A 19,728-nucleotide genomic window follows, 5' to 3' on the forward strand; every position below is an offset into this window, starting at 1 on the left:
GGCCGCGGACCGGCCACTTCGTGGCCGTCCCTCCCTAGGGGTCGGGAGTGCGGGGTTGGGAGTGCGGTCATGGCGGATTTGGGGTGTGCCGGGTGACTGGTAGGGCGGGAGGGCTGCGGGTTGCGGGTTGCGGGGTCGGGAGTGCGGGGAATTTGCCCTTGCGGGAACGGTATTCGCATTACGCTCTCGCTATGAGCCTTGTCGCGGTCGACTCTGGTCGGACCCTGCTCGACCGGTGGGTGTGGTTGTTCGGGCGGCGGCCGGGGTTGTTGTCCGAGGGGGCTCGGCGGGAACTGCTGATCAGAGGGTTGCCTGCCGTGGCGAGTGTGCTTTCCGTGCGGACTCGGCGGGGCGAGGGCGGGTATCGGTTCAGCGTGCGGGTGTCGGTGCCCGGGGAGCTGGCCTATGACGCGCGGGTGCGGCAGCGGGTGCGTAGCCAGGATCTGGAGTGGATGCAGACGGGCGACGTGGTCGGGTGCCGGGTCGATCCGGGGGACCGGGAGCGGGTGGTGTTGTTCGTACCCGAGGTGCCGGAGTCGGGGCGCAAGGCGGCGGCCAAGATCCTGGCGAACGGGCGGCGGGCCGAGGCGACGGTGCTCGCGGTGGCGCCGATCGCCGCCGACTACACCGGACGCGATGATCCGGTGCTCCGGCTCGATCTGGAGATGCGGGCCTGGGACGAGCCGTTGCCGTGGCGGGTGCGGTTGATCCAGCCGGTGCCGCTGTCGGCGGTCGGGCAGATCGAACTCGGGACGCGGTTGGAGGCGGCGTTCTTCACCGTCGACCGTGGGACTTCGGTCGCGATCGACTTCGCGGCGCTGACTCGCTAGCGCCGCGCTCGTCAGAGGTGGACGAAGGTGAAGCCCGCGGCGCGCAGGGCGGGGAGTGCGGCGGCCATGCCCGCGGCGGTGCCGGATCGCGGGCGGTGCATGTGGGCCAGGGCGATGCCACCCGGAGCGGCTGCGCTCATGGCCCGCTTGACCTGGGCTGATGAGGCGGTGGCGCCGAAGTCGGCGTTCACGGTGAAACCCAGCGGGGTCTCGCCCAACTCGTTGACGATGGCGACAGCCACTTCGTCGTAGTGTGCGGTACCGGTGCGGAAGAAGCGGGGCGCGCGGCCGGTGAGTTCGGTGAGCCGCTGATGGTTGTCCCACACCTCGTACGCGGCTTGTTCGGCCGAACCCGTGCCCGCGATCCCATAGGCGGAGCGCCCGGAGACCGAAAGCGGCTTGTGCACGCTGCCGTGATTGGCCAGCTCGAACAGGGGATTCGCCGCGAGCCGCTGCACCCGAGCCGGGTCGGCGTCGACCCAGCGCTTGTTGAGGAACAGGGTGGCCGGGATCTGCTCGGCGATCAGCAGGTCGATCAGCGCGTGGTCGATGTCGCTGTTGCCGTGCCCACCGCACGCATCGAACGTGAGCGCGAACTGTTTGCCTGCGGCGGGGAAACCGCTGGTGATCCCGGGGAGGTCGACGCCCCACTGATGCGGGATGGTGCCCGCGTGCCGGGCGGCTACCTGCGTGGGCGACAGGGGCGGCGCAGCCTGTGGAGTGGCGATCGGCTGCGCGCTGATCGGTGCGACAGGCTGCGGAACGATGCGGCTCGTCGCCTCGGAGGCAACCGAATCGCCTTGTGCGACAGCACATCCTGTGACAACCCCGGCGGTGAGAGTGGCGCAGGCGCCGAACAGTCGTCGCCGCGACAAACCATTGCTGCCCACAATCCACCCCTCAACGACTTGTTCGCTGGGATGTTATCGCCGATCGGGCCCGTGTGCGCGTCGGATGCGGGCGTGCAGGTAGATCATGAGTGAGGGTAAGTAGCCCAGAGTTGGCCGGGCGCCGAGAGTTCGGCGCCCGGTCCGATGACTCAGTGCTGCGAGATGGTGGACCAGCCCGGAACCTCGGCCGGCGTGCGCGGGCCGGGGCCGGTGTAGATCGCGGCGGGGCGGACGAGCTTGCCCAGTTGCTTCTGCTCGAGGATGTGGGCACACCAACCGGCGGTCCGGCCACAGGTGAACATCGCGGGCATCATGTGGGCCGGGACCTCGGCGAAGTCGAGGATGACCGCGGCCCAGAATTCGACGTTGGTCTCGATGGCGCGGTCCGGGCGACGCTCACGCAGCTCGGTCAGCGCGGCCTGCTCCAACGCGGCGGCCACCTCGAAGCGCGGGGCGTCGAGGCGCTTGGCCGTGGCGCGCAGCACGCGGGCGCGCGGGTCTTCGGCGCGGTACACGCGGTGACCGAAGCCCATCAGCTTCTCTTTGCGGTCCAGGATGCCCTTGACCAGCGCACGCGCGTCACCGGACTGCTCGACGGCCTCGATCATCGGCAGCACGCGAGCCGGGGCACCGCCGTGCAGCGGGCCGGACATGGCGCCGATCGCGCCGGACAGCGACGCCGCGACGTCGGCGCCGGTGGAGGCGATCACGCGGGCGGTGAAGGTGGAGGCGTTCATGCCGTGCTCGGCCGCCGACACCCAGTAGGCGTCGATCGCCTCGGTATGGCGCGGGTCCGGGTCACCCTTCCAGCGGGTCATGAACCGCTCGGTGACGGTGTCGCACTCGTCGATCTTGCGCTGCGGAACGGCGGGCTGATAGATGCCGCGCGCGGACTGCGCCACATACGACAGCGCCATCACCGAGGCGCGGGCGAGGTTCTCGCGGGCGGTCTCGTCGTCGATATCGAGCAGCGGCTCGTAGCCCCAGATCGGGGCGAGCATGGCCAGGCCCGCCTGCACGTCGACGCGCACATCACCGGTGTGCACCGGCAGCGGGAACGGCTCGGCGGGGGGCAGGCCGCGACCGAACTCACCGTCGACGAGCAGGGCCCACACGTCGCCGAAAGTCACCTGGTCGGTGACCAGATCCTGGATGTCGACGCCGCGATATCGCAGGGCGCCACCGTCCTTGTCCGGCTCGGCGATGTCGGTGGTGAAGGCCACCACGCCTTCCAATCCGCTGACGAAATCCTGTGGTACCGAGCTGGTAGTCATGGTGACTCTCCTTGCAGGGGCATGCCGATATTTCTGAACCCTAGACCCGGACATACCGCGGAGTAATCTCGCCCCTATGCGTGACCTGGAGCCCTCGGCGGCCGCCGCGCCCGACCTCGCCGCGATGCGCGTCGACTACGGCAATCCCCTGTTCGTTCCCGCCGATGAACCCGATCTCGACGAGTCCTGGGTGGCGGGCGGCTGGGAACCTTTGTTGCGCAGCTGGATCGAGCAGGCGCGCGGTCTCGGAGTTGCCGAACCGAACGCGATGGTGCTGGCCACGGTCTCGCTGACGGGCCCGGCGCCGCGCCCGGTGGCGCGCACGGTCCTGTGCAAAGGGCTCTCGCCCGAGGGCGTCACCTTCTATACGAACTACGACTCGGCCAAGGGCAACCAGCTCGCCGCCGACCCGTACGCGGCGGCGAGTTTCGTCTGGCCCGCGCTCGCCAGGCAGGTCCATGTGCGCGGCGTGACCGAGCGGGTGTCCGCCGAGGTGACCGCGGCCTATTGGGCGGCGCGGCCACGGGAGTCGCGGCTGGGCGCGTGGGCTTCGCAGCAGTCGCGGCCGGTGTCCTCGCGGGCCGAACTGGATCGCGTGCTGGCCGAGACCGTGGCGCGTTTCGCCGATGTCGACGACATCCCCGTGCCCCCGTTCTGGGGCGGCTACCTGCTGCGTCCCGACGAGGTGGAGTTCTGGCAGGGCAGGCACGGCAGGCTGCACAACCGCATCGTCGTGCGGATCGACGGGCAGACCACAACAATCGAACGTTTGCAGCCGTAACGGCGGTGGCCTATGTCACTGCGCCCAAACATGGGATGACCGCGCCGCAGTGGCTAATCTGCGCTGAGTGAAGCTGCTCGCCGACACCGAACCCCTGCGTAACCGCGACTATCGCAGGCTGTGGACGACCAATATCGTCACCGTCATCGGCGCGCAGCTCTCGGTGGTCGCGGTACCGCAGCAGATCTTCCAGATCACCGGCAGTTCCGGCTACGTCGGCCTGGCCGGTCTGTTCGGCCTGGTTCCGCTGGTGGTGTTCGGGCTCTGGGGTGGCGCGCTCGCCGACGTGATGGACCGGCGCACGCTGCTCGTCATCACCACCGCGGGCACGGGTCTGACCGCGGTCGCGTTCTGGGTGCAGGCCGCGCTCGGGGTGAACAATGTGTGGCTGGTGCTCGGGCTGTTCGCCACCCAGCAGGCGTTCTTCGCGGTCAACCAGCCCACCCGCAGCGCCCTGATCGCCCGGTTGCTGCCGCCGGAGCAGATGGCCTCGGCCAGTTCGCTGAGCATGACCGTGCAGAACGTGGGGATGATCGCGGGACCGGTGCTGGCCGGGCTGCTCATTCCGGTGATCGGCCTGCCGATGCTGTATCTGATCGACTCGATCGCGCTGCTCGCGACGCTGTGGGCGGTGTGGCGGCTGCCCGCGTTCCCGCCGACCGGTGAGAGCCGTCGGGCCGGGCTGCGTGCCGTGCTCGACGGCTTCCGCTATCTCGCCCGGCAGCGCATCCTGCTCGCCTCGTTCGTCGTCGACCTCATCGCCATGGTGTTCGGCATGCCGCGCGCGCTGTTCCCGCAGATCGCGCACGAGACCTTCCACGATCCGGCCGAGGGCGGGCTGGCGCTCGGTCTGCTGTTCGGGGCCATCGCGGCGGGGTCTGTGCTCGGTGGGGTGTTCTCCGGGTGGATACCGCGGGTGCGCAGGCAGGGGCTGGCGGTGATCGTGTGCATCGCGCTGTGGGGTGTGGCGATGGTCGGGTTCGGGCTCGCGGTGGGGTTGGCCGGGCACGTGTTCGGGCTGGGCGTGTGGCTGTGGATCGCGGTGGTGTTCCTGGCGCTCGGCGGCGCGGTCGACATGGTCTCGGCGGCGTTCCGCACGGCGATGTTGCTCAATGTGTCCACCGACGAGATGCGCGGGCGGTTGCAGGGCGTGTTCATCGTGGTCGTCGCAGGTGGGCCGCGGATCGGTGACGTTGCCCACGGTTTCGCCGCGGCGAGCATGGGTACTGCTGTAGCTGCCGCCGGTGGCGGCGTACTGGTGGTGATCGGAGTGGCGCTCGCCGCGCTGGCCTTCCCCGCCTTCGTGCGCTACCGAGTCACTCGCGCCCACTCCGCCGTGTTGGCGAATTAACTTGTGTGGCAATCGGATTCGAGTATCGAATCCGCGCACCGCGCAACTGTTCGGCATCGCCGGAGTGAAGGTGCGGAAAAGGGGATCGGCGCAGGTCCCCGGCCTCGCGCCGACCTCACCGCCGCACACGATCGGTGTGAGAACGGGACAGGACAACCCTGATTGCTTGTCCTGACCGAACAACAGCTAGCGTTAGCGCAAGCGCACCTGTGCCGACCGCATCGGTGCCTACGGTTCTAGCCTGAGAGGGATCCTTCCGTGCCCGCTGAGAACATCACCAACGTCACCGAAGACGCCAAGGCGGTACTCCAGTACCCCGGTGGCGAGTTCCCGATCTCGGTCACCAAGGCCGCGGAGGGTAACGACGGGCTCGACTTGGGCAAGCTGCTGGCCAGCACCGGTTACGTCACTTACGACCCCGGTTTCATGAACACCGCGTCGACCAAGTCGGCCATCACCTATATCGACGGTGAAGCGGGCATTCTGCGCTACCGCGGTTACCCGATCGACCAGCTGGCCGGCCGCTCGACCTTCATCGAGGTCAGCTACCTGCTCATCTACGGTGAGCTGCCGACCCAGGCCCAGCTCGACGATTTCACCGATCGCATCCGCCGCCACACCCTGCTGCACGAGGACCTGAAGCGGTTCTTCGACGGCTTCCCGCGCAACGCGCACCCCATGCCGGTGCTGTCGTCCGCGGTGAACGCGCTGTCGGCGTACTACCAGGACTCCCTCGACCCGCGCGATCCCGAGCAGGTCGAGCTGTCGACCATCCGCCTGCTGGCGAAGCTGCCCACCATCGCGGCCTACTCGTACAAGAAGTCGGTCGGTCAGCCGTTCCTCTACCCCGACAACTCGCTGTCGCTGGTCGAGAACTTCCTGCGGATGACCTTCGGCTTCCCGGCCGAGCCCTACGAGGTCGACCCCGAGGTCGCCGCCGCGCTGGACATGCTGCTGATCCTGCACGCCGACCACGAGCAGAACTGCTCCACCTCGACCGTGCGCCTCGTCGGCTCGTCGGACGCCAACCTGTTCACCTCGGTGTCCGGTGGCATCAACGCGCTGTGGGGCCCGCTGCACGGTGGCGCCAACCAGGCCGTGCTCGAGATGCTCGACGAGATCAAGGCCAACGGCGGCGACGTCAAGGAATTCATCCGCAAGGTCAAGAACAAGGAAGACGGCGTGAAGCTCATGGGCTTCGGGCACCGCGTCTACCGCAACTACGACCCGCGCGCGACGCTGGTCAAGCAGGCCGCCGACAAGATCCTGTCGAAGATCGGCGGCGACGACCAGCTGCTCGATATCGCCAAGCAGCTCGAAGAGGCCGCCCTCACCGACGACTACTTCGTCTCGCGTCGCCTGTACCCGAACGTCGACTTCTACACCGGCGTCATCTACCGGGCCATGGGCTTCCCGACCCGCATGTTCACCGTGCTGTTCGCCATGGGCCGCCTGCCCGGCTGGATCGCGCACTGGCGTGAGATGCACTCCGAGCCGCTCAAGATCGGCCGTCCGCGCCAGATCTACACCGGCTACGGTGAACGCGACTACCGTGCAATCGACAACCGCTAGTTTCAACCAGCTGTTGTCGGAAACTTTGTTGGGTACAGCAATCTATCGAAGGGGATAGCCCGCATGACCAAGCCGGAGATCGAATTCCAGGAGGGCCCCGCGCCCACCGAGCTCGTGATTACCGACCTCATCGAGGGCGAAGGCAAGGAAGCGGTGCCCGGTGGCACCGTCGAGGTGCACTACGTCGGCGTCGAGTTCGACACGGGTGAGCAGTTCGACTCCTCCTGGGACCGCGGCGAGTCCATCACCTTCCCGCTGCGCGGCCTGATCCAGGGCTGGCAGGACGGCATCCCCGGCATGAAGGTCGGCGGCCGTCGTCAGCTGGTCATCCCGCCGGAGCTCGCCTACGGCTCCGCCGGTGGGGGCCATGCGCTCTCCGGCAAGACCCTGGTCTTCGTGATCGACCTGCTCAACGCGAACTGATCCCAGCTTCTCGGCCCGTGTCTCCTCATGGAGACACGGGCCGTTGCTGTTTCAGGGGTAAGGGCGCGGGGGTCTCGGCCCGCCGGGTAATGTGCCCCGCGTATGACGGAGCCCCGATGGCTCCCGCGTGATTCGTTTCCAATGCGTTGTCCATGACAGTGACTTGTTCGATTCGCCCGGGGCCGGGTTCTTCGGGAGTTTCGGGAGGGAGATTCTCGATCATGTTCCAACACAAGGTTGTTCGCCGTGCGCTGGCGGTAGCGCTGCCCGTCGCGGTGGCGGTGAGCCTGGCCGGCGTTTCGTCGGCGGAGGTCGATCAGCAGACGCAGTACGCGGCCGGTTTGGCCAGCACGGGCGAGGGCTATCGCACCGTGGTCGCGCCGGACCTGCGCACCGTTTCCGCGTCGGTGGACGAGGGCCGGTTCGTGCTGGCGCCCGATCGGGACCGGGTGATCGTCGAGTCGGCGACCGGCACCCCGATCGGGGAGATCCCCACGTCGTTCACCACGGCCGGCGGCAATGCCGTCACCCTGGCGTCCGAGATCGCCGCCGACGGCCGCAGTCTGACGGTGACACCGCAGCCCACCGCCGCGGCGAGCACCGAACTGAAGAACATCGCGACAACACCCACCGCACAGTTCCCCGATCCGGTCCAGAACGGCGCGGCAGCGGGAGCGGGAGTCGGCCTGATCGTCGCCGCCATCGTCTGCATCCCCGCGATCATGGCGTTCCTGATCGTCTACCTGCCGTGCCTGGCCATGGTCGGCCTCCCCAACGCGCTGGTCGGCGCCCTCATCGGCGCGGTCGTCGGCGCCGCGGCCCCCGATATCATCCCGCAGGTACTGCCCTGATCATGAAAACCGCTACGGCCCGGTCGGATCCACCGACCGGGCCGTTTCGTTTCAGCGGGTGAGGTCCGCGAACGCGATATCGCCGACGACTACATGCTCCAGTCGGAGCAGCCCGTCTCGGTGGATCTGGTGCAGCCGATACTCACGTGCGTGCGCGTCCAGCCGGAACTCGAGTACTTCGGCGATCCCGAATTTCGTGTCGAGCATGATGACGAGGTAGAGCGGGATGCCGACTCGCGCGTATTGCGCCTTCTTGTCGAGCAAGTCCTCGGCGGCGGTCGACGGTGAGGACACCTCGACCACGATCAGCGCGTCGCCCGCTTCCGGCTTGTCTCCCGGTTGGTCCAGGCACCGGTACACGGTGACATCGGGCCGCCGGAAGGTGAACTTCGGAACCCGCCAGAGCACCACATCGATGTCGGTCTCGGCGCGGATGTACGGTTCGGTGCTCGGCAGGTCCTCCATCGCACCGGCAAGTCGGCGGGCGATGCGGTTGTGCTCAGGCGCCGGCGATTCGCAGAGGATGACGTGCCCGTGCACCACCTCGATCTCCCGGGAGATGTTCTCGGGGAGCTGACGGTACTGCTCTTCCGTCATCTGATGCGGTAGCGAGTCCACGGCCTGGATCGTCATGGGCCGAGCTTACCGACCATGTCGGCACCTCGACACTGTTCGTGGACGACCTCGGTGGCGGGACTTTCACTCGCGGACGACCTCGACGGGGTCGGTCAGGGCCAGGGCGAGGGCGGATTGTTGGGACTGGCCGCGTGGGGGGAGGGCGTCGAGGGCCTTGGTGGTCTGGTTGTTGAGATTGCCGACGATGTTCTGCAGGGCGCCGACGCCGCCGGTGAGTTGTTCGATGGCGGAAACCAGTTGGGCGCCGCCCTGTTCGGCGAGGGTGGGTAGGCCTTTGGCGAGTTCGGCGCCCTGGGTGAGCTGGTCGCGGGCGCTGTTGAGGCGGGCCACGACGGTGCGCAGGAGGGTGCCGAGATCGGTGTTGGGATCGACTGCGGCGCCGGTCAATTCGCTGAGTCCGGCGAGCTGGGTGCCTGCCTGGTTCGAAACGCTCCGTAGCGCTTCGAGTTTGGTGATGATATCGGCGAGTTGCGGGTCGCCCGCGAAGGGGAGGGCCCGCAGCAGCGGCAGGATCTGGTCGAGGCCGGAGCCCATGGCGGCCGCGCTGGTTTGGACGCCGGCGATGGTGACCCCGGTAGCGCCGAGGGCATCGGCGAGCTGGTTGGCCTGCTTCGCGGCGCCGTCGACGGTTTGGTTCAGCAGCTCGATGGCCGAAGTGAGCTGGCCCGCACCCTCTTTCGCGTAGTCGAGGAAGCCGAGCAGCTGGTCGGCACCACCGCTGAACTGGTTCGCGCCGTCGGCGGCGGCGTTCACGCCCGCGCTGAGCAGCTGGGCGGTGAACTGCACGGAGGTCATCTGGTTTCGTGCCTGCGAGACCGCGGCAAGGGCGGCGTCGACGCCGGACGCGCCGATCCGATGGGTCACCGCGTCGACCGCGCCGTTCACCGTGTTCGGGTCGGCGCCGTCGTGGGTGGTGACGGTGACCTTGGCGCGCTTGGGTTCCGGGGTGGCGAGGGTGGCCATCGACGCGGTGAGGTCGGCGGGCAGGGTGATCACGGCGGCGTAGTCGCCTTCGTCGATCTCCCCTGGCTTGGCGACGGTCCAGTCGTAGCCGCCCGCGTCCTGCACCGCCTTGGCGACGCGCTCTCCGGTGGGGCCGGAATCGGCGTTCACGAGGGCGATTCCGGTCGGTGCCGCATCCCCGCCCGTGCAGGCGACGGCACCGCCCGCCAGCGCGAGGGCAGTGGCAAGGCAGAGCAGGCGAGCGCGTTTGTCGATCACACCGGCGACGGTATCCCCGGACATCGGTGCCGAAGGTGGGAGATGTCTGAGAGTTCGTTGAGGATGGGTAGGTCGCGGGTAGCTGCCGGTATGCTGACTCGGCCGTGCCGGAGGTCGCCGATCGATAGCTGCCTGTTCAAACTATGCATTGTGTCACAACAGGTTACGTAACCCGGTGGTGGTTCGGTACAACTCTCGAGTCAATCGACATCGAGATTTTTTCGATTCGTCCGGGGGGTTCGGGGATTCTTCGGAAGCATCGGGAGGGAGACATCGAACATGTTCAACCACACCATCACTCGCGTGGGCCGTCGCGCGGTCTTCGCCGCACTGCCGCTGGCCGTCGCCGCCTCGCTCGTCACCACGGGCACCGCGGTCGCTGACGTCACCGTCGCGCGCCAGGCCGAGATCGCCGCCGGGATCGCGAGCGAGGGCGTCTCCGAGGGCGTCGGCTACAAGACCGCCGTCTCGCCGGACCTGCGCACCATCTCCGCGACCGTCGACAACGGCACCTTCGTGCTGTCGCCGGACTCCACCAAGGTCGACGTGGTCTCCGCCACCGGCGCCAAGGTCAGCGAGTTTCCGCTGACGATGGCCACCGTCGGCGGCAACAACATCGCGCTGGCCTCGGTGATCTCCGAGGACGGTCGCACGCTGCAGATCGCCCCGCAGCTGTCCGCCGCCACCACCGCCGAGCTGAAGAGCATCGCCACCAACCCCGAGGCCGGCAACCACGACCCCGTCGCGAACGGTGCGGCCGCCGGTGCCACCATCGGCTTCCTGACCGCGGCGATCCTGTGCATCCCCGCACTGGCCGCGTTCATCATCGGCTACTTCGTCTGCGCGCTCGGCTCGGGTCTGACCTACGCGCTCACCGGCGCGGTGCTCGGCGCGGTCATCGGCCTGGTCATCCCGGAGTCGATCCCGCAGGTTCTCCCCTGATTATCGCTTCAGTCGCCAGCCGTTAACTGTGCGGTATTCTCGCGAGTGTCTTCACCCCGTGCCGGTCAGGCGCGGAACTCACGAGAGTGGAGGTTCGATGTCCGACACCGACGATGTCAAAGCCAAGGCCAAAGCCGAGGCCGAAAAGATCGAGGCGGAAGCGAAGAAGGCAGCGGCCAACGTGAAGGACGCAGCCGAGCGCGCGGCGGGCAGAGTGAAGGACGCCTTCAAGAGCGACAAGTAGTAGCGAGCTCAGCCCCGCACCCACGGTCACCGTGCGTGCGGGGCTTTCGCGTTGGCTACCTGGCCGGTCGGGCGGGCAGGTCGATGACGAGGCGGGCGCCGCCGAGCGGGCTGTCCTCGAAGTACGCCAGCCCACCGTGCAGCTGGGCCTGCTGGGCCACCAGCGCGAGGCCAAGGCCAGAACCGCCCTTGGTGGCGTTGGTGCCACGGGCGAACCGCGCGAAGACCGCCTCGCGTTCGCCGGGCACGACGCCGGTGCCGTTGTCGTCGACGGCGATGGCGATCCGCCCGTGCGGCGTGCGGTGCGCCGAGACGACGGCCGCGGTGGCGCCGCCGTGCTTGACCGAGTTGGTGAGTGCGTTGTCGACCGCCAGGCGCAGGCCCGCGGGCAGGCCGCGGGTCACCAGTTCGGCGTCGGTGTCGATGCGCACCGAAAGCCCCGGGTTGTGGCGCATGGCGTCGTGGGCGGCCTGATCGCACAGATCGGCGACATCGGTGGGGACGTGGTCGGTTTCGGCGGTGAGATCGCCGCGGGCGAGCCGTTCCAGCGCGGACAGGGTGGTTTCCACCCTGGTCTCGTTGCGGGCGAGGTCGGCGAGGATCTCGTGGCGCTGTTCGTCGGTGAGGTCGAGAGTGCGCAGGACCTCGAGGTCGGTGCGGATCGCGGTGAGCGGGGTGCGCAGTTCGTGGGCGGAGACGGCGGCGAAATCGCGGGCGGTCTCCAGCGCGGCGGCGGTCTCGGCCTGTGCCTGGTCGACGCGGGCCAGCATGGTGTTCACCGCGTCGGCCAGCTTCACCGCCTCGTCGACACCGGAACCGTCGACCGGATGCGCCGGCTCGTCCGGCGCGCCGACGGCGCTGCGGGCCGATACCTGTCTGGTCAGCTTCACGATCGGTCCGACCGCACGCCCGGCGAGCAACCAGCCGAGCGCCGCCGCGGCCGCCACCGCGATCGCCGCGCCCGCGAGTACCCAGCGCTGCTGGTCGTCGGTCGCCTTGCTCGCCTCGGTGGTCGGAATCGCCAGGGAGACGGTGCGGCCCGCGGGCTGGTTCTCGGTGGTGGTGAGCACCCGGTAGGGCTGGTCGTTCAGCTCGACGGTCTGCGAGCCGGGGGGCAGGTCCGGCAGCTGGGTCGAGCTCGACGCGGTCACCTGGCCGTCGTCACGCACCGTGAGCGCCATGGTGTTCTGCAAGCCGGTCAGGTTGACGAAACCGGTGGCCAGCACCGGCTCGATCAGCACGATGCGCGAGGCGATTTCCAGTTGCTGATCGGTTTGGGTGACATTATTGCGTTCGATTGCCTGAAATCCCACGAATGCGGCGATCGTGACGATGATGACGGCACCCGCCGCCGCCGCTCCGGCGACTCTTGTCCGGAGCGAAAACGATTGTCTGCGACGATGTTTCAGCGGGGGTGCGGAGATCATTTCGATTCCCGGAGTACGAAACCCACCCCGCGAATCGTGTGCAAAATCCTTGGCGTGTCATCTATTTCGAGTTTCCGGCGCAGGTATCCGACGAACACATCCACCACATTCGTATCGGCTATGAAATCGTAACCCCACACCAATTCCAGCAGCCGTTCGCGCGTCAACACCACACCGGCATTCCGGGCAAGTGTGGACAGCAATTCGAATTCCCTTTTGGTGAGCTCGATTTCGCGTCCGTGCAGTAGTGCGCGATAACCCGCGACATCCACCAGCAGCGGACCGACGGTCAGCGCGCCGGGCGCCACCGGCTCCGGCGTATCGGTGCGACGGCGCAGCAGGGCCTTGATCCTGGCCACCAGTTCGGCCAGCTCGAACGGCTTCACCAGATAATCGTCGGCGCCCGACTCGAGGCCCGCGATCCGGTCGTCCACTGAGGCACGGGCACTGAGCACGCAGATGGGCACGTCGTTGCCCATCGCCCGCAAGGCCGTGACAACGCCCGCGCCGTCGAGAACCGGCATGTTCATGTCGAGGACCACCGCGTCGGGTGCCTGCTCGGCGACTGCCCGCAGCGCGGCACCGCCGTCGCGCGCGACGAGTACCCGGAACCCGGACAGTCGCAGGCCACGTTCGACCGAGGCGAGAACGTCCTCGTCGTCGTCGACGACAAGCACCGTAGAGGAAGTCACCTGGTGATCTTAGGTGCTCACGGGGCCGGGGAGACCGGGTCGTTGTCCTGTTCAGGGGTGGTGGCCGTGGTGATGTTGCCGAGCGGCGGGTTGGCCAGGATGCGGTCGGCGAGGGCCGTCAGGACGTTGGGATCCTCGATGGTGGCGGGGGGTTCGACGTGTTCACCGGCGGTGAGCTGGCGGATCGTCTTGCGCAGGATCTTGCCGGAGCGGGTCTTGGGCAGACCGGTGACGATGATCGAGTCGTGCAGGGTCGCGATCGCGCCGATCTGGGCGCGCACCCGGTCGTCGAGTTCGGTGCGCAGCTGCTGCTGGTCGATGTCGACGCCCTGTTTGAGCACCACGTACGCCAGCGGGAGGCTGCCCTTGAGCTCGTCGGGCATGCCGATCACCGCGCATTCGGCGACGGCCTCGTGCCCGGCGATCGCGGCCTCGATGCTGCCCGCCGACAGGCGGTGCCCGGCGATGTTGATCACGTCGTCGCTGCGGCCGAGGACGAAGAGGTAGCCGTCCTCGTCGAAGTAGCCGGAGTCGCCGGTGAGGTAGTGGCCGGGGAAGGCCGATAGGTACGAGCGGATGAAACGTTCCCGGTCGCGCCACAATCCGGTCAGGCAGCCGGGGGGCAGCGGCAGCCCGATGACGATGTTGCCCTCGGTTCCGGTGGGCACCGCGTTGCCGTTCGCGTCGAGAACGCGCAGCCGGTAGCCGGGCACCGGCACACTCGCCGAACCGGACTTGACTGGCAGTCGCTGCAGGCCGAGCGGGTCGGCGCAGATCGGCCAGCCGGTCTCGGTCTGCCACCAGTGATCGACCACGGGGGTGTCGGGGTGATCGGCGAGCAGGGTGCTCGTCGCCCACTCGAAGGTGGCCGGATCGAGGCGCTCGCCCGCGCAGAACAGCGCGCGCAGCCGGGACAGGTCGGAGCGGTGGGCCGCGGTGGCGTCGGGGTCGGCGCGGCGGATCGCGCGCAACGCGGTCGGGGCGGTGAACAGCACCCGAACGTCGTGCTCGTCGACGATCCGCCAGAACGCGCCCGCGTCGGGCGTGCCGACCGGTTTGCCCTCGTAGAGCACCGTCGTCGCGCCGACCAGCAAGGGCGCGTAGACGATGTAGGAGTGGCCGACGACCCAGCCCACGTCGGAGGCGGCCCAGAACACCTGACCAGGGCCGACGTCGTAGACATTGCGCATCGACCAGGCCAGCGCCACCGCGTGCCCGCCGTTGTCGCGCACCACGCCCTTCGGCTTACCGGTGGTGCCGGAGGTGTAGAGGATGTAGAGCGGATCGGTGGCGGCCACCGAGACCGGATCGGCGGGCGTCACACCATCGACGCAGGCATCCCAATCGACCCAGCGGGCGGCGACGGTCTGCTCCGAGGACGGCAGCACGTCGGTGGCGGGCAGGGCCGCGGGGAACTCGATCGTCGTGAACTCGGGGCGCTGCTTGACGATCACCGTGCGCACCGACGCGGTCTCGGCGAGATCGAGCGCGGCCATCACGATCGGCGGGTACTCGACGCGGCGGTTGGGTTCGAGCCCGCCGGAGGCGGTGACGATCAGGACCGGCTCGGCATCGTCGATGCGGGCGGCCAGCTCGGGTGCGGCGAACCCGCCGAACACCACCGAGTGCACCGCGCCGATGCGGGCGCACGCCAGCATCGCGATCACCGCTTCGGGGATCATCGGCAGATAGATCACCACTCGATCACCGGCCACCACACCGAGATCACGCATGGCACCGGCGAACTCGGCCACTTTGCCGAGCAATTCGGCGTAGGTGTAAATGGTGGTGGTGTCCGTCATAGCGGAGACATATATGAGGGCCGGTCGATCGGCGTGTCCACCCTGGTCGACAGTGCCCGCCCGAACGTGACGATCGAGAGCATTCACACAGGTATTGAGGCGGGCGTCGGGGAACCACCTGGCCGACCGCTTGTCGGCGGCATCCACGATCTGCTGCGGTTCGACATCCCACTCGATGCTCTGAGCTGCGGCGGACCAGAAGTCGGCTGGGTCGACCAGGCTGGTCTGATAGACCGGCCGGTACTCGTGTTCGGTGTCCAACCCCGTGACTCCCTAGCCTCGCTTCGATGCCCGCTCGATAGATCCAGATGATTGTGGCAGACTTCACGCGACACCCGATGGGGTGCCGCGACCTTTGGTTTTGCCTACAACAGGCTGGTCATGGAGCGGATCCCTACCGGGAGTCAGCCAAGAAGTTATTGATCCGTTAGAATTCGATGTCACTTAATTCGGGCAGGCGTAGACGCAAATTCTCGGCCAGCCGCAGTTCTCGGCCAGTCAACTCTGGTGAGCCAGCATCGCGCCTGTGAAGGTTCGCTGATGGCGCAAGGTACGAGGCCAGATTGGAAAGTGAGTGGAGATGCGTGACGCCGCTAGGTCCGGCAGCAAACGCTGGGCGCTCGGCAACTGGGACCTGCGTTGGAAGGTTACGGCCGTGCTCGCGGTACCGCTCGCGGTCGCGGTCGGGCTCGGCGTGTCGAGAATTACCTCGGAGTTCTCGGAAGCCAACCGGCTCTCCAGTGTCAAGGAGCAGGTAGACACGATTCCGTCGGTCACAGCCCTGAGCGCTATCTCGGCGCAGGTGACCGGTAGCCAGATGGTGCCTGCCGGTCCGGGGGTCACCCTTGTCACCGACAAGGACCTCGCCGATCTCGACGCGGCGATCGCCGGGGCCGAGGCATCGCTGAACAGGCTCACCGAGCTGCCCGAGGCCCAGGCCGCGCTCGGGCGGATGATCAAGCACTCCAAGAACGTGCGCGCGCAGGGCAAGGCGATGACGACCTCGGCGGAGCCCGCGCTCGCCTCGGTCGAGCAGGTTACCAAGGACGGCGTCACAATCGTGGAGAGCACTGTCTCTCAGGTGAGTGATCCGGTGATGGACCTGGCCAAGCTGCGCCTGGTCGACTCCCTCAACACCCGTTCGGTGCTGATCGAACAGCTCGCAGGTCTCACCGAGATGCTGCGCGGCCTCGATTCGGGCGCGCAGACCTTCCTCACCGGCCTCGCGACCGAGCAGCATCTGCTCGGCGTGTTCGCTCACCGCTTCCCCACGGGCGACCAGACTCTCGTCAATCTCAAGGCGCAGGTCGATGTCCGCCAGAAACTGATCAGCAGTCCCGAAGTGCAGGCGGGAAAGCTGCCGGTCAGTGAGATGCGTACGTCGCTGTACGCCAGCCTCACCGCCTACGAGGGCATCGTCGACGATGCGACCACAACTATCGAGTCCGCCATGGGCGATCGGGCCACGGCCGCGTCCACCGGTGCCTGGACCTATACAGCGGTCGTCATCGCGACGATCCTCGCCGCGCTGTTGCTCGCCGTGTTCGTCGCCCGTTCGATGATCGTGCCGCTGCACCGCCTGCGCCTGGCCGCGCTGCGTGTCGCCGAGTCCGATCTGCCGCACGAGGTCGCCCAGCTCCGCAACGGTGCCGCGCCCGAGGACGTGCCGCTCGAGCCGATGCCGGTGCGCTCCGACGAGGAGATCGGCCAGCTCGCCCGCGCCGTCGACGATATCCACGGTCAGGCGCTGCGCCTGGCCAGTGACCAGGCGCAGATGCGTTCGCAGGTCAACGACATGTTCGAGACGCTGGCCCGCCGGTCCAAGTCGCTCGTCGACCATCAGCTCACCCTCATCGAGGCGATGGAGTACGACGAGAAGGACCCGCGCCTGCTCGAGAACCTCTTCCGGCTCGACCACCTCGCCGCGCGCATGCGCCGTAACGGTGACAACCTGCTGATCCTCGCGGGTACCAAGCAGCGCCGCACCAAGTCCGCCCCGGTCGAGATCGCCGACGTGCTCCGCGCCGCGATCTCCGAGGTCGAGGACTACGAACGGGTCAAGCTCGGCGCCACGCCGCGCGGCTCGCTGATCGAACCGGCCGCCTCCGATATGGCGCACCTGTTCGCCGAGCTGCTCGACAACGCGTTGCGGGCCTCCCCGCCGGAGACCGACGTGAAGTTCACCTTCGCTCAGGCGCACGACCAGGGTCTGCTGATCGAGGTCGCCGACCGCGGCATCGGTATGCCGCCCGCGGAGATGTCGGAGATCAACCACCGGCTCGAGCAGACCGCCGAGCCCGGCCCCGACACGGCCCGTCACATGGGCCTGTTCGTGGTCGGCCGACTAGCCGAGCGCCACGGGCTCACCGTGCGGCTGCGCCCGACCTTCGACACCGCACGCGATCCCGGCGTCACCGTCACCGTGCACGTGCCGGTCGGTCTGATCGTCTCGGGTGGGGCGGGTGTTGTGATCCAGCCGCAGCAGTTGCAGAAGCAGCAGCCGAGTCCGCAGACACCGTCGCAGCAGTCGAACACCATGCAGACCCGCGCGATCACCCGCACCCCGGGTGGCAACGTGATGGTCACCGTGGATCCCGGCGTCAGCGGGCCGACCCCGGCGGGTGCCGGTGGCGGGTTGCCGCAGCGTCAGCCGGGTAACTCGATGGCTTCCGGCGCGGCCCAGGACGCGGCGGAGCAGTCGTCGCCGTCGCTGCGTCCGCCAGCGCCCGGACAGACGAACGTGCCCCAGCGTGGCAAGCTCGCCGCGGCCAACCTGCCCAAGCGCAATCTGGCACCGGGTGGACCCCAGCGTCCGCCCGCCGGGCCGGGTCAGCAGGGTCCGGGTGAGCAGAAGCCCGGTGGACCGCCGCAGGCCGGTGGTGGGTTGCCGCAGCGTCAGCCGGGTGCCAACGGTGCGCCGTCGCGGGATTCCGCGCAGCCGCCCGCTCAGCCGCCGCGTGACTCGGCACCGCCCCAGCGTGATTCGGCACAGACCCAGCGGGGGAGCACCCCCGGTGGTCTGCCGCAGCGTTCGCCGGGCGCCAACGGCGCCCCGCAGCGTGATCCTTCGGTCGGCCTGCCGCAGCGTGATCCGTCGCAGCGGCTGCCGCAGCGTGAGCAGACCGGTGGTCTGCCGCAGCGTGATCCGTCGACCGGACTCCCGCAGCGTGAGCAGACCGGTGGCCTGCCCCAGCGTGATCCGGTAACGGGTCTGCCGCAGCGTGACGCCGCGAACGCGCAGCGTGATCCGGCGCAGTCGACCGGTTTGCCGCAGCGTGGTCAGGGAAGCACCGCGCCGCAGCGTGATTCCGCGCCGGTGCAGCGTGATCCCTCGACCGGACTCCCGCAGCGAGGCAACCCCTCCGGCGGCCTGCCGCAGCGCGATCCCGCGCCGCGTCTGCCGCATCGGGATCAGTCCGGTGGGTTGCCCAGGCTCGATCCGACCAGCGGTGGGCTGCCGCAGCGTGATCCGGCCAACGGACTCCCGCAGCGTGACCAGACCGGCGGGCTGCCCCAACGCGACCCGGCCACTGGCCTGCCGCAGCGTGAGCAGACCGGCGGCCTCCCGCAGCGTGATCCGTCGAACGGCCTTCCACCGCGTGAGCAGACCGGTGGTCTGCCGCAACGTGATCCGGCCGGCGGCCTCCCGCAGCGGGCCCAGCCCGCCCGTCCGGCCAACGGCCTGCCGCAGCGCGCAAACCCTGCGCCACAGCAGAATCCGGCCGACAACGGTCTGCCGCAGCGTGCCCCGGCTGCGGGTCAACCGCAGCGGGACGCGTCCAACGGCCTGCCCCAACGCGCGGCTGCGCCGAATGGGCTGCCGCAGCGCGATCCCGGGGCTAGTGTTGTACCGCAGGCGAACGCCGGGCCAGGAGTGGCTCTGCCGCAACGGGATCGGGACCCTGCGGGGCCGGATAACGCTGCGTCGGCAGGGCGTGATCCGGGTCGGCACAGTTACCGGTCCAATCCGGTCAAGGCTGCGTCGTTCTTCCAGACCAGGTTGCAGCCGGCACCCGAAGGTGATTCCGTGATGGGCGGAACGCCGATCTTCGCCGAGATGATGTCGTCGTGGCTCACGGACGAGAATTCGGACCGGAACCAGATGGCCGCAGCCTTCGAATCGCCGGGAGACGACGGCTGGGAGGCTGCTCGCGCGGCCAGCGAAGCCCAATCCGAGGTGCGTACCGCCGCCGGCTTGCCTCAGCGCAGTCCGGGCGGAAGGCTTGTGCCGGGTGGTGTGAGCGGCATCGCCGATCGCACCCCGCAGCAACGCGATCCCGCAACTATCCGGAACAGCCTGAGTCGTCACCAGCAGGGTGTCCGGGATGGCCGCGCAATGAAGGCAATGAACCTAACCGGAGATAAAGGAGACCGATGAACCCCGATCTAGGTGGTACGAACCGTCAGCTGGATTGGCTGGTTTCGAACTTCGCCAACGAGGTTCCTGGCGTAGCCCATGCCGTCCTGGTCTCGGCTGACGGACTGCTGATGGCCGCGAGCGCTCAGCTCCCGGTCGACCGCGCAGAGCAGCTCTCCGCGGTGACCGCCGGACTGGCGAGCCTTTCCGTCGGCGTGTCGAATCTGTTCGAAGGCGGTACGGTACTCCAGTCCGTCGTCGAGATGGAGCACGGTTACCTGCTGCTCATGGCAGTCGGCGACGGCTCGTATCTAGCAGTCCTGACCAACACCTCGTGTGACATCGGTCAGGTCGGCTACGAAATGGCACTTCTGGTCGAGCGCGTTGGCCAGACGGTCCAGGCCACCCCTCGCGTCACGATGGGTTCCTGATGGGG

17 protein-coding genes are annotated in these 19,728 nt (G+C 68.3%); 10 read left to right on the forward strand and 7 right to left on the reverse strand.

Features of this window, described 5'->3' with window-relative positions:
* Window positions 1-191: 191 nt before the first annotated feature.
* Entirely contained in the window at window positions 192-830 is a 639-nt protein-coding gene (locus tag ACFWPK_RS14815) for a hypothetical protein (RefSeq protein ID WP_378915673.1), read from the forward strand.
* Between the two features lie 11 nt (window positions 831-841).
* On the opposite strand, the gene ACFWPK_RS14820 is transcribed toward ACFWPK_RS14815, so the two are convergent.
* Both ACFWPK_RS14820 and ACFWPK_RS14825 read right to left on the reverse strand, forming a co-directional pair.
* Window positions 842-1,720, reverse strand: a complete 879-nt coding sequence (locus tag ACFWPK_RS14820; RefSeq protein ID WP_378915675.1) for a polysaccharide deacetylase family protein — start codon at window positions 1,718-1,720, stop codon at window positions 842-844.
* A gap of 149 nt (window positions 1,721-1,869) precedes the next feature.
* Window positions 1,870-2,994, reverse strand: coding sequence for a citrate synthase 2 (locus ACFWPK_RS14825; RefSeq protein WP_378915677.1), 1,125 nt, complete (start codon window positions 2,992-2,994; stop codon window positions 1,870-1,872).
* A 76-nt stretch (window positions 2,995-3,070) separates the two neighbouring features.
* On the opposite strand from ACFWPK_RS14825, the gene pdxH reads away from it, so the two are divergent.
* The 5 genes from pdxH to ACFWPK_RS14850 all read left to right on the forward strand — a co-directional run bounded on the left by pdxH (window position 3,071) and on the right by ACFWPK_RS14850 (window position 7,972).
* Window positions 3,071-3,775, forward strand: coding sequence for a pyridoxamine 5'-phosphate oxidase (pdxH, locus tag ACFWPK_RS14830; protein ID WP_378915679.1), 705 nt, complete (start codon window positions 3,071-3,073; stop codon window positions 3,773-3,775).
* Window positions 3,776-3,842: 67 nt separating this feature from the next.
* Window positions 3,843-5,126 (forward strand): MFS transporter, encoded by a 1,284-nt coding sequence (locus ACFWPK_RS14835; RefSeq protein ID WP_378915681.1) that lies wholly within the window; start codon window positions 3,843-3,845, stop codon window positions 5,124-5,126.
* 258 nt (window positions 5,127-5,384) lie between these two features.
* The gene (locus tag ACFWPK_RS14840) at window positions 5,385-6,698 is read left to right on the forward strand and encodes a citrate synthase (RefSeq protein WP_101464504.1); all 1,314 of its coding nucleotides are present in this window, start codon (window positions 5,385-5,387) and stop codon (window positions 6,696-6,698) included.
* Window positions 6,699-6,761: 63 nt separating this feature from the next.
* Window positions 6,762-7,121, forward strand: coding sequence for an FKBP-type peptidyl-prolyl cis-trans isomerase (locus ACFWPK_RS14845; RefSeq protein ID WP_378915683.1), 360 nt, complete (start codon window positions 6,762-6,764; stop codon window positions 7,119-7,121).
* Window positions 7,122-7,342: 221 nt separating this feature from the next.
* Window positions 7,343-7,972, forward strand: coding sequence for a hypothetical protein (locus ACFWPK_RS14850; protein ID WP_378915685.1), 630 nt, complete (start codon window positions 7,343-7,345; stop codon window positions 7,970-7,972).
* Between the two features lie 51 nt (window positions 7,973-8,023).
* Here ACFWPK_RS14850 and ACFWPK_RS14855 read toward each other — a convergent pair whose 3' ends face one another.
* Together ACFWPK_RS14855 and ACFWPK_RS14860 are read right to left on the reverse strand one after the other, a co-directional pair.
* Window positions 8,024-8,605, reverse strand: a complete 582-nt coding sequence (locus tag ACFWPK_RS14855) for a Uma2 family endonuclease (RefSeq protein WP_378915687.1) — start codon at window positions 8,603-8,605, stop codon at window positions 8,024-8,026.
* A gap of 66 nt (window positions 8,606-8,671) precedes the next feature.
* Window positions 8,672-9,829 (reverse strand): YhgE/Pip domain-containing protein, encoded by a 1,158-nt coding sequence (locus ACFWPK_RS14860; RefSeq protein WP_378915689.1) that lies wholly within the window; start codon window positions 9,827-9,829, stop codon window positions 8,672-8,674.
* A gap of 279 nt (window positions 9,830-10,108) precedes the next feature.
* On the opposite strand from ACFWPK_RS14860, the gene ACFWPK_RS14865 reads away from it, so the two are divergent.
* Window positions 10,109-10,771 (forward strand): hypothetical protein, encoded by a 663-nt coding sequence (locus tag ACFWPK_RS14865; RefSeq protein WP_378915690.1) that lies wholly within the window; start codon window positions 10,109-10,111, stop codon window positions 10,769-10,771.
* Between the two features lie 97 nt (window positions 10,772-10,868).
* Entirely contained in the window at window positions 10,869-11,015 is a 147-nt protein-coding gene (locus ACFWPK_RS14870; protein ID WP_378915692.1) for a hypothetical protein, read from the forward strand.
* A gap of 55 nt (window positions 11,016-11,070) precedes the next feature.
* Here the strand turns inward: ACFWPK_RS14870 and ACFWPK_RS14875 are convergent, their stop codons facing one another.
* From ACFWPK_RS14875 to ACFWPK_RS14885, 3 genes are all read right to left on the reverse strand, one after another.
* On the reverse strand, window positions 11,071-12,327 hold the full coding sequence (locus ACFWPK_RS14875) for a sensor histidine kinase (RefSeq protein WP_378915694.1): 1,257 nt from the start codon (window positions 12,325-12,327) through the stop codon (window positions 11,071-11,073).
* A 110-nt stretch (window positions 12,328-12,437) separates the two neighbouring features.
* The gene (locus ACFWPK_RS14880; protein WP_101464499.1) at window positions 12,438-13,133 is read right to left on the reverse strand and encodes a response regulator transcription factor; all 696 of its coding nucleotides are present in this window, start codon (window positions 13,131-13,133) and stop codon (window positions 12,438-12,440) included.
* A 17-nt stretch (window positions 13,134-13,150) separates the two neighbouring features.
* Window positions 13,151-15,196 carry an AMP-binding protein gene (locus tag ACFWPK_RS14885; RefSeq protein WP_378915696.1) on the reverse strand — a complete coding sequence of 682 codons (2,046 nt, stop codon included), beginning with the start codon at window positions 15,194-15,196 and terminating at the stop codon, window positions 13,151-13,153.
* 319 nt (window positions 15,197-15,515) lie between these two features.
* Here ACFWPK_RS14885 and ACFWPK_RS14890 point away from each other — a divergent pair, with 319 nt between their 5' ends.
* Entirely contained in the window at window positions 15,516-19,313 is a 3,798-nt protein-coding gene (locus ACFWPK_RS14890) for an ATP-binding protein (RefSeq protein ID WP_378915698.1), read from the forward strand.
* Window positions 19,310-19,723, forward strand: a complete 414-nt coding sequence (locus tag ACFWPK_RS14895; RefSeq protein ID WP_011207200.1) for a roadblock/LC7 domain-containing protein — start codon at window positions 19,310-19,312, stop codon at window positions 19,721-19,723. The genes ACFWPK_RS14890 and ACFWPK_RS14895 overlap by 4 nt, the downstream gene beginning before the upstream one ends.
* Window positions 19,724-19,728: the final 5 nt, after the last annotated feature.

The sequence above is a fragment of the Nocardia sp. NPDC058519 genome (genome assembly GCF_042719755.1).
Classification (GTDB): Bacteria; Actinomycetota; Actinomycetes; order Mycobacteriales; family Mycobacteriaceae; genus Nocardia.

Bases quoted from the DNA above. Each gene is read 5' to 3' on its own strand.
- ACFWPK_RS14815 (WP_378915673.1), top strand. From the start codon at position 192: ATGAGCCTTGTCGCGGTCGACTCTGGTCGGACCCTGCTCGACCGGTGG.
- ACFWPK_RS14890 (WP_378915698.1), top strand. From the start codon at position 15,516: ATGCGTGACGCCGCTAGGTCCGGCAGCAAACGCTGGGCGCTCGGCAAC.
- ACFWPK_RS14895 (WP_011207200.1), top strand. From the start codon at position 19,310: ATGAACCCCGATCTAGGTGGTACGAACCGTCAGCTGGATTGGCTGGTT.
- ACFWPK_RS14825 (WP_378915677.1), bottom strand. From the start codon at position 2,994: ATGACTACCAGCTCGGTACCACAGGATTTCGTCAGCGGATTGGAAGGC.
- ACFWPK_RS14870 (WP_378915692.1), top strand. From the start codon at position 10,869: ATGTCCGACACCGACGATGTCAAAGCCAAGGCCAAAGCCGAGGCCGAA.
- ACFWPK_RS14865 (WP_378915690.1), top strand. From the start codon at position 10,109: ATGTTCAACCACACCATCACTCGCGTGGGCCGTCGCGCGGTCTTCGCC.
- ACFWPK_RS14845 (WP_378915683.1), top strand. From the start codon at position 6,762: ATGACCAAGCCGGAGATCGAATTCCAGGAGGGCCCCGCGCCCACCGAG.
- ACFWPK_RS14850 (WP_378915685.1), top strand. From the start codon at position 7,343: ATGTTCCAACACAAGGTTGTTCGCCGTGCGCTGGCGGTAGCGCTGCCC.
- ACFWPK_RS14855 (WP_378915687.1), bottom strand. From the start codon at position 8,605: ATGACGATCCAGGCCGTGGACTCGCTACCGCATCAGATGACGGAAGAG.
- pdxH (WP_378915679.1), top strand. From the start codon at position 3,071: ATGCGTGACCTGGAGCCCTCGGCGGCCGCCGCGCCCGACCTCGCCGCG.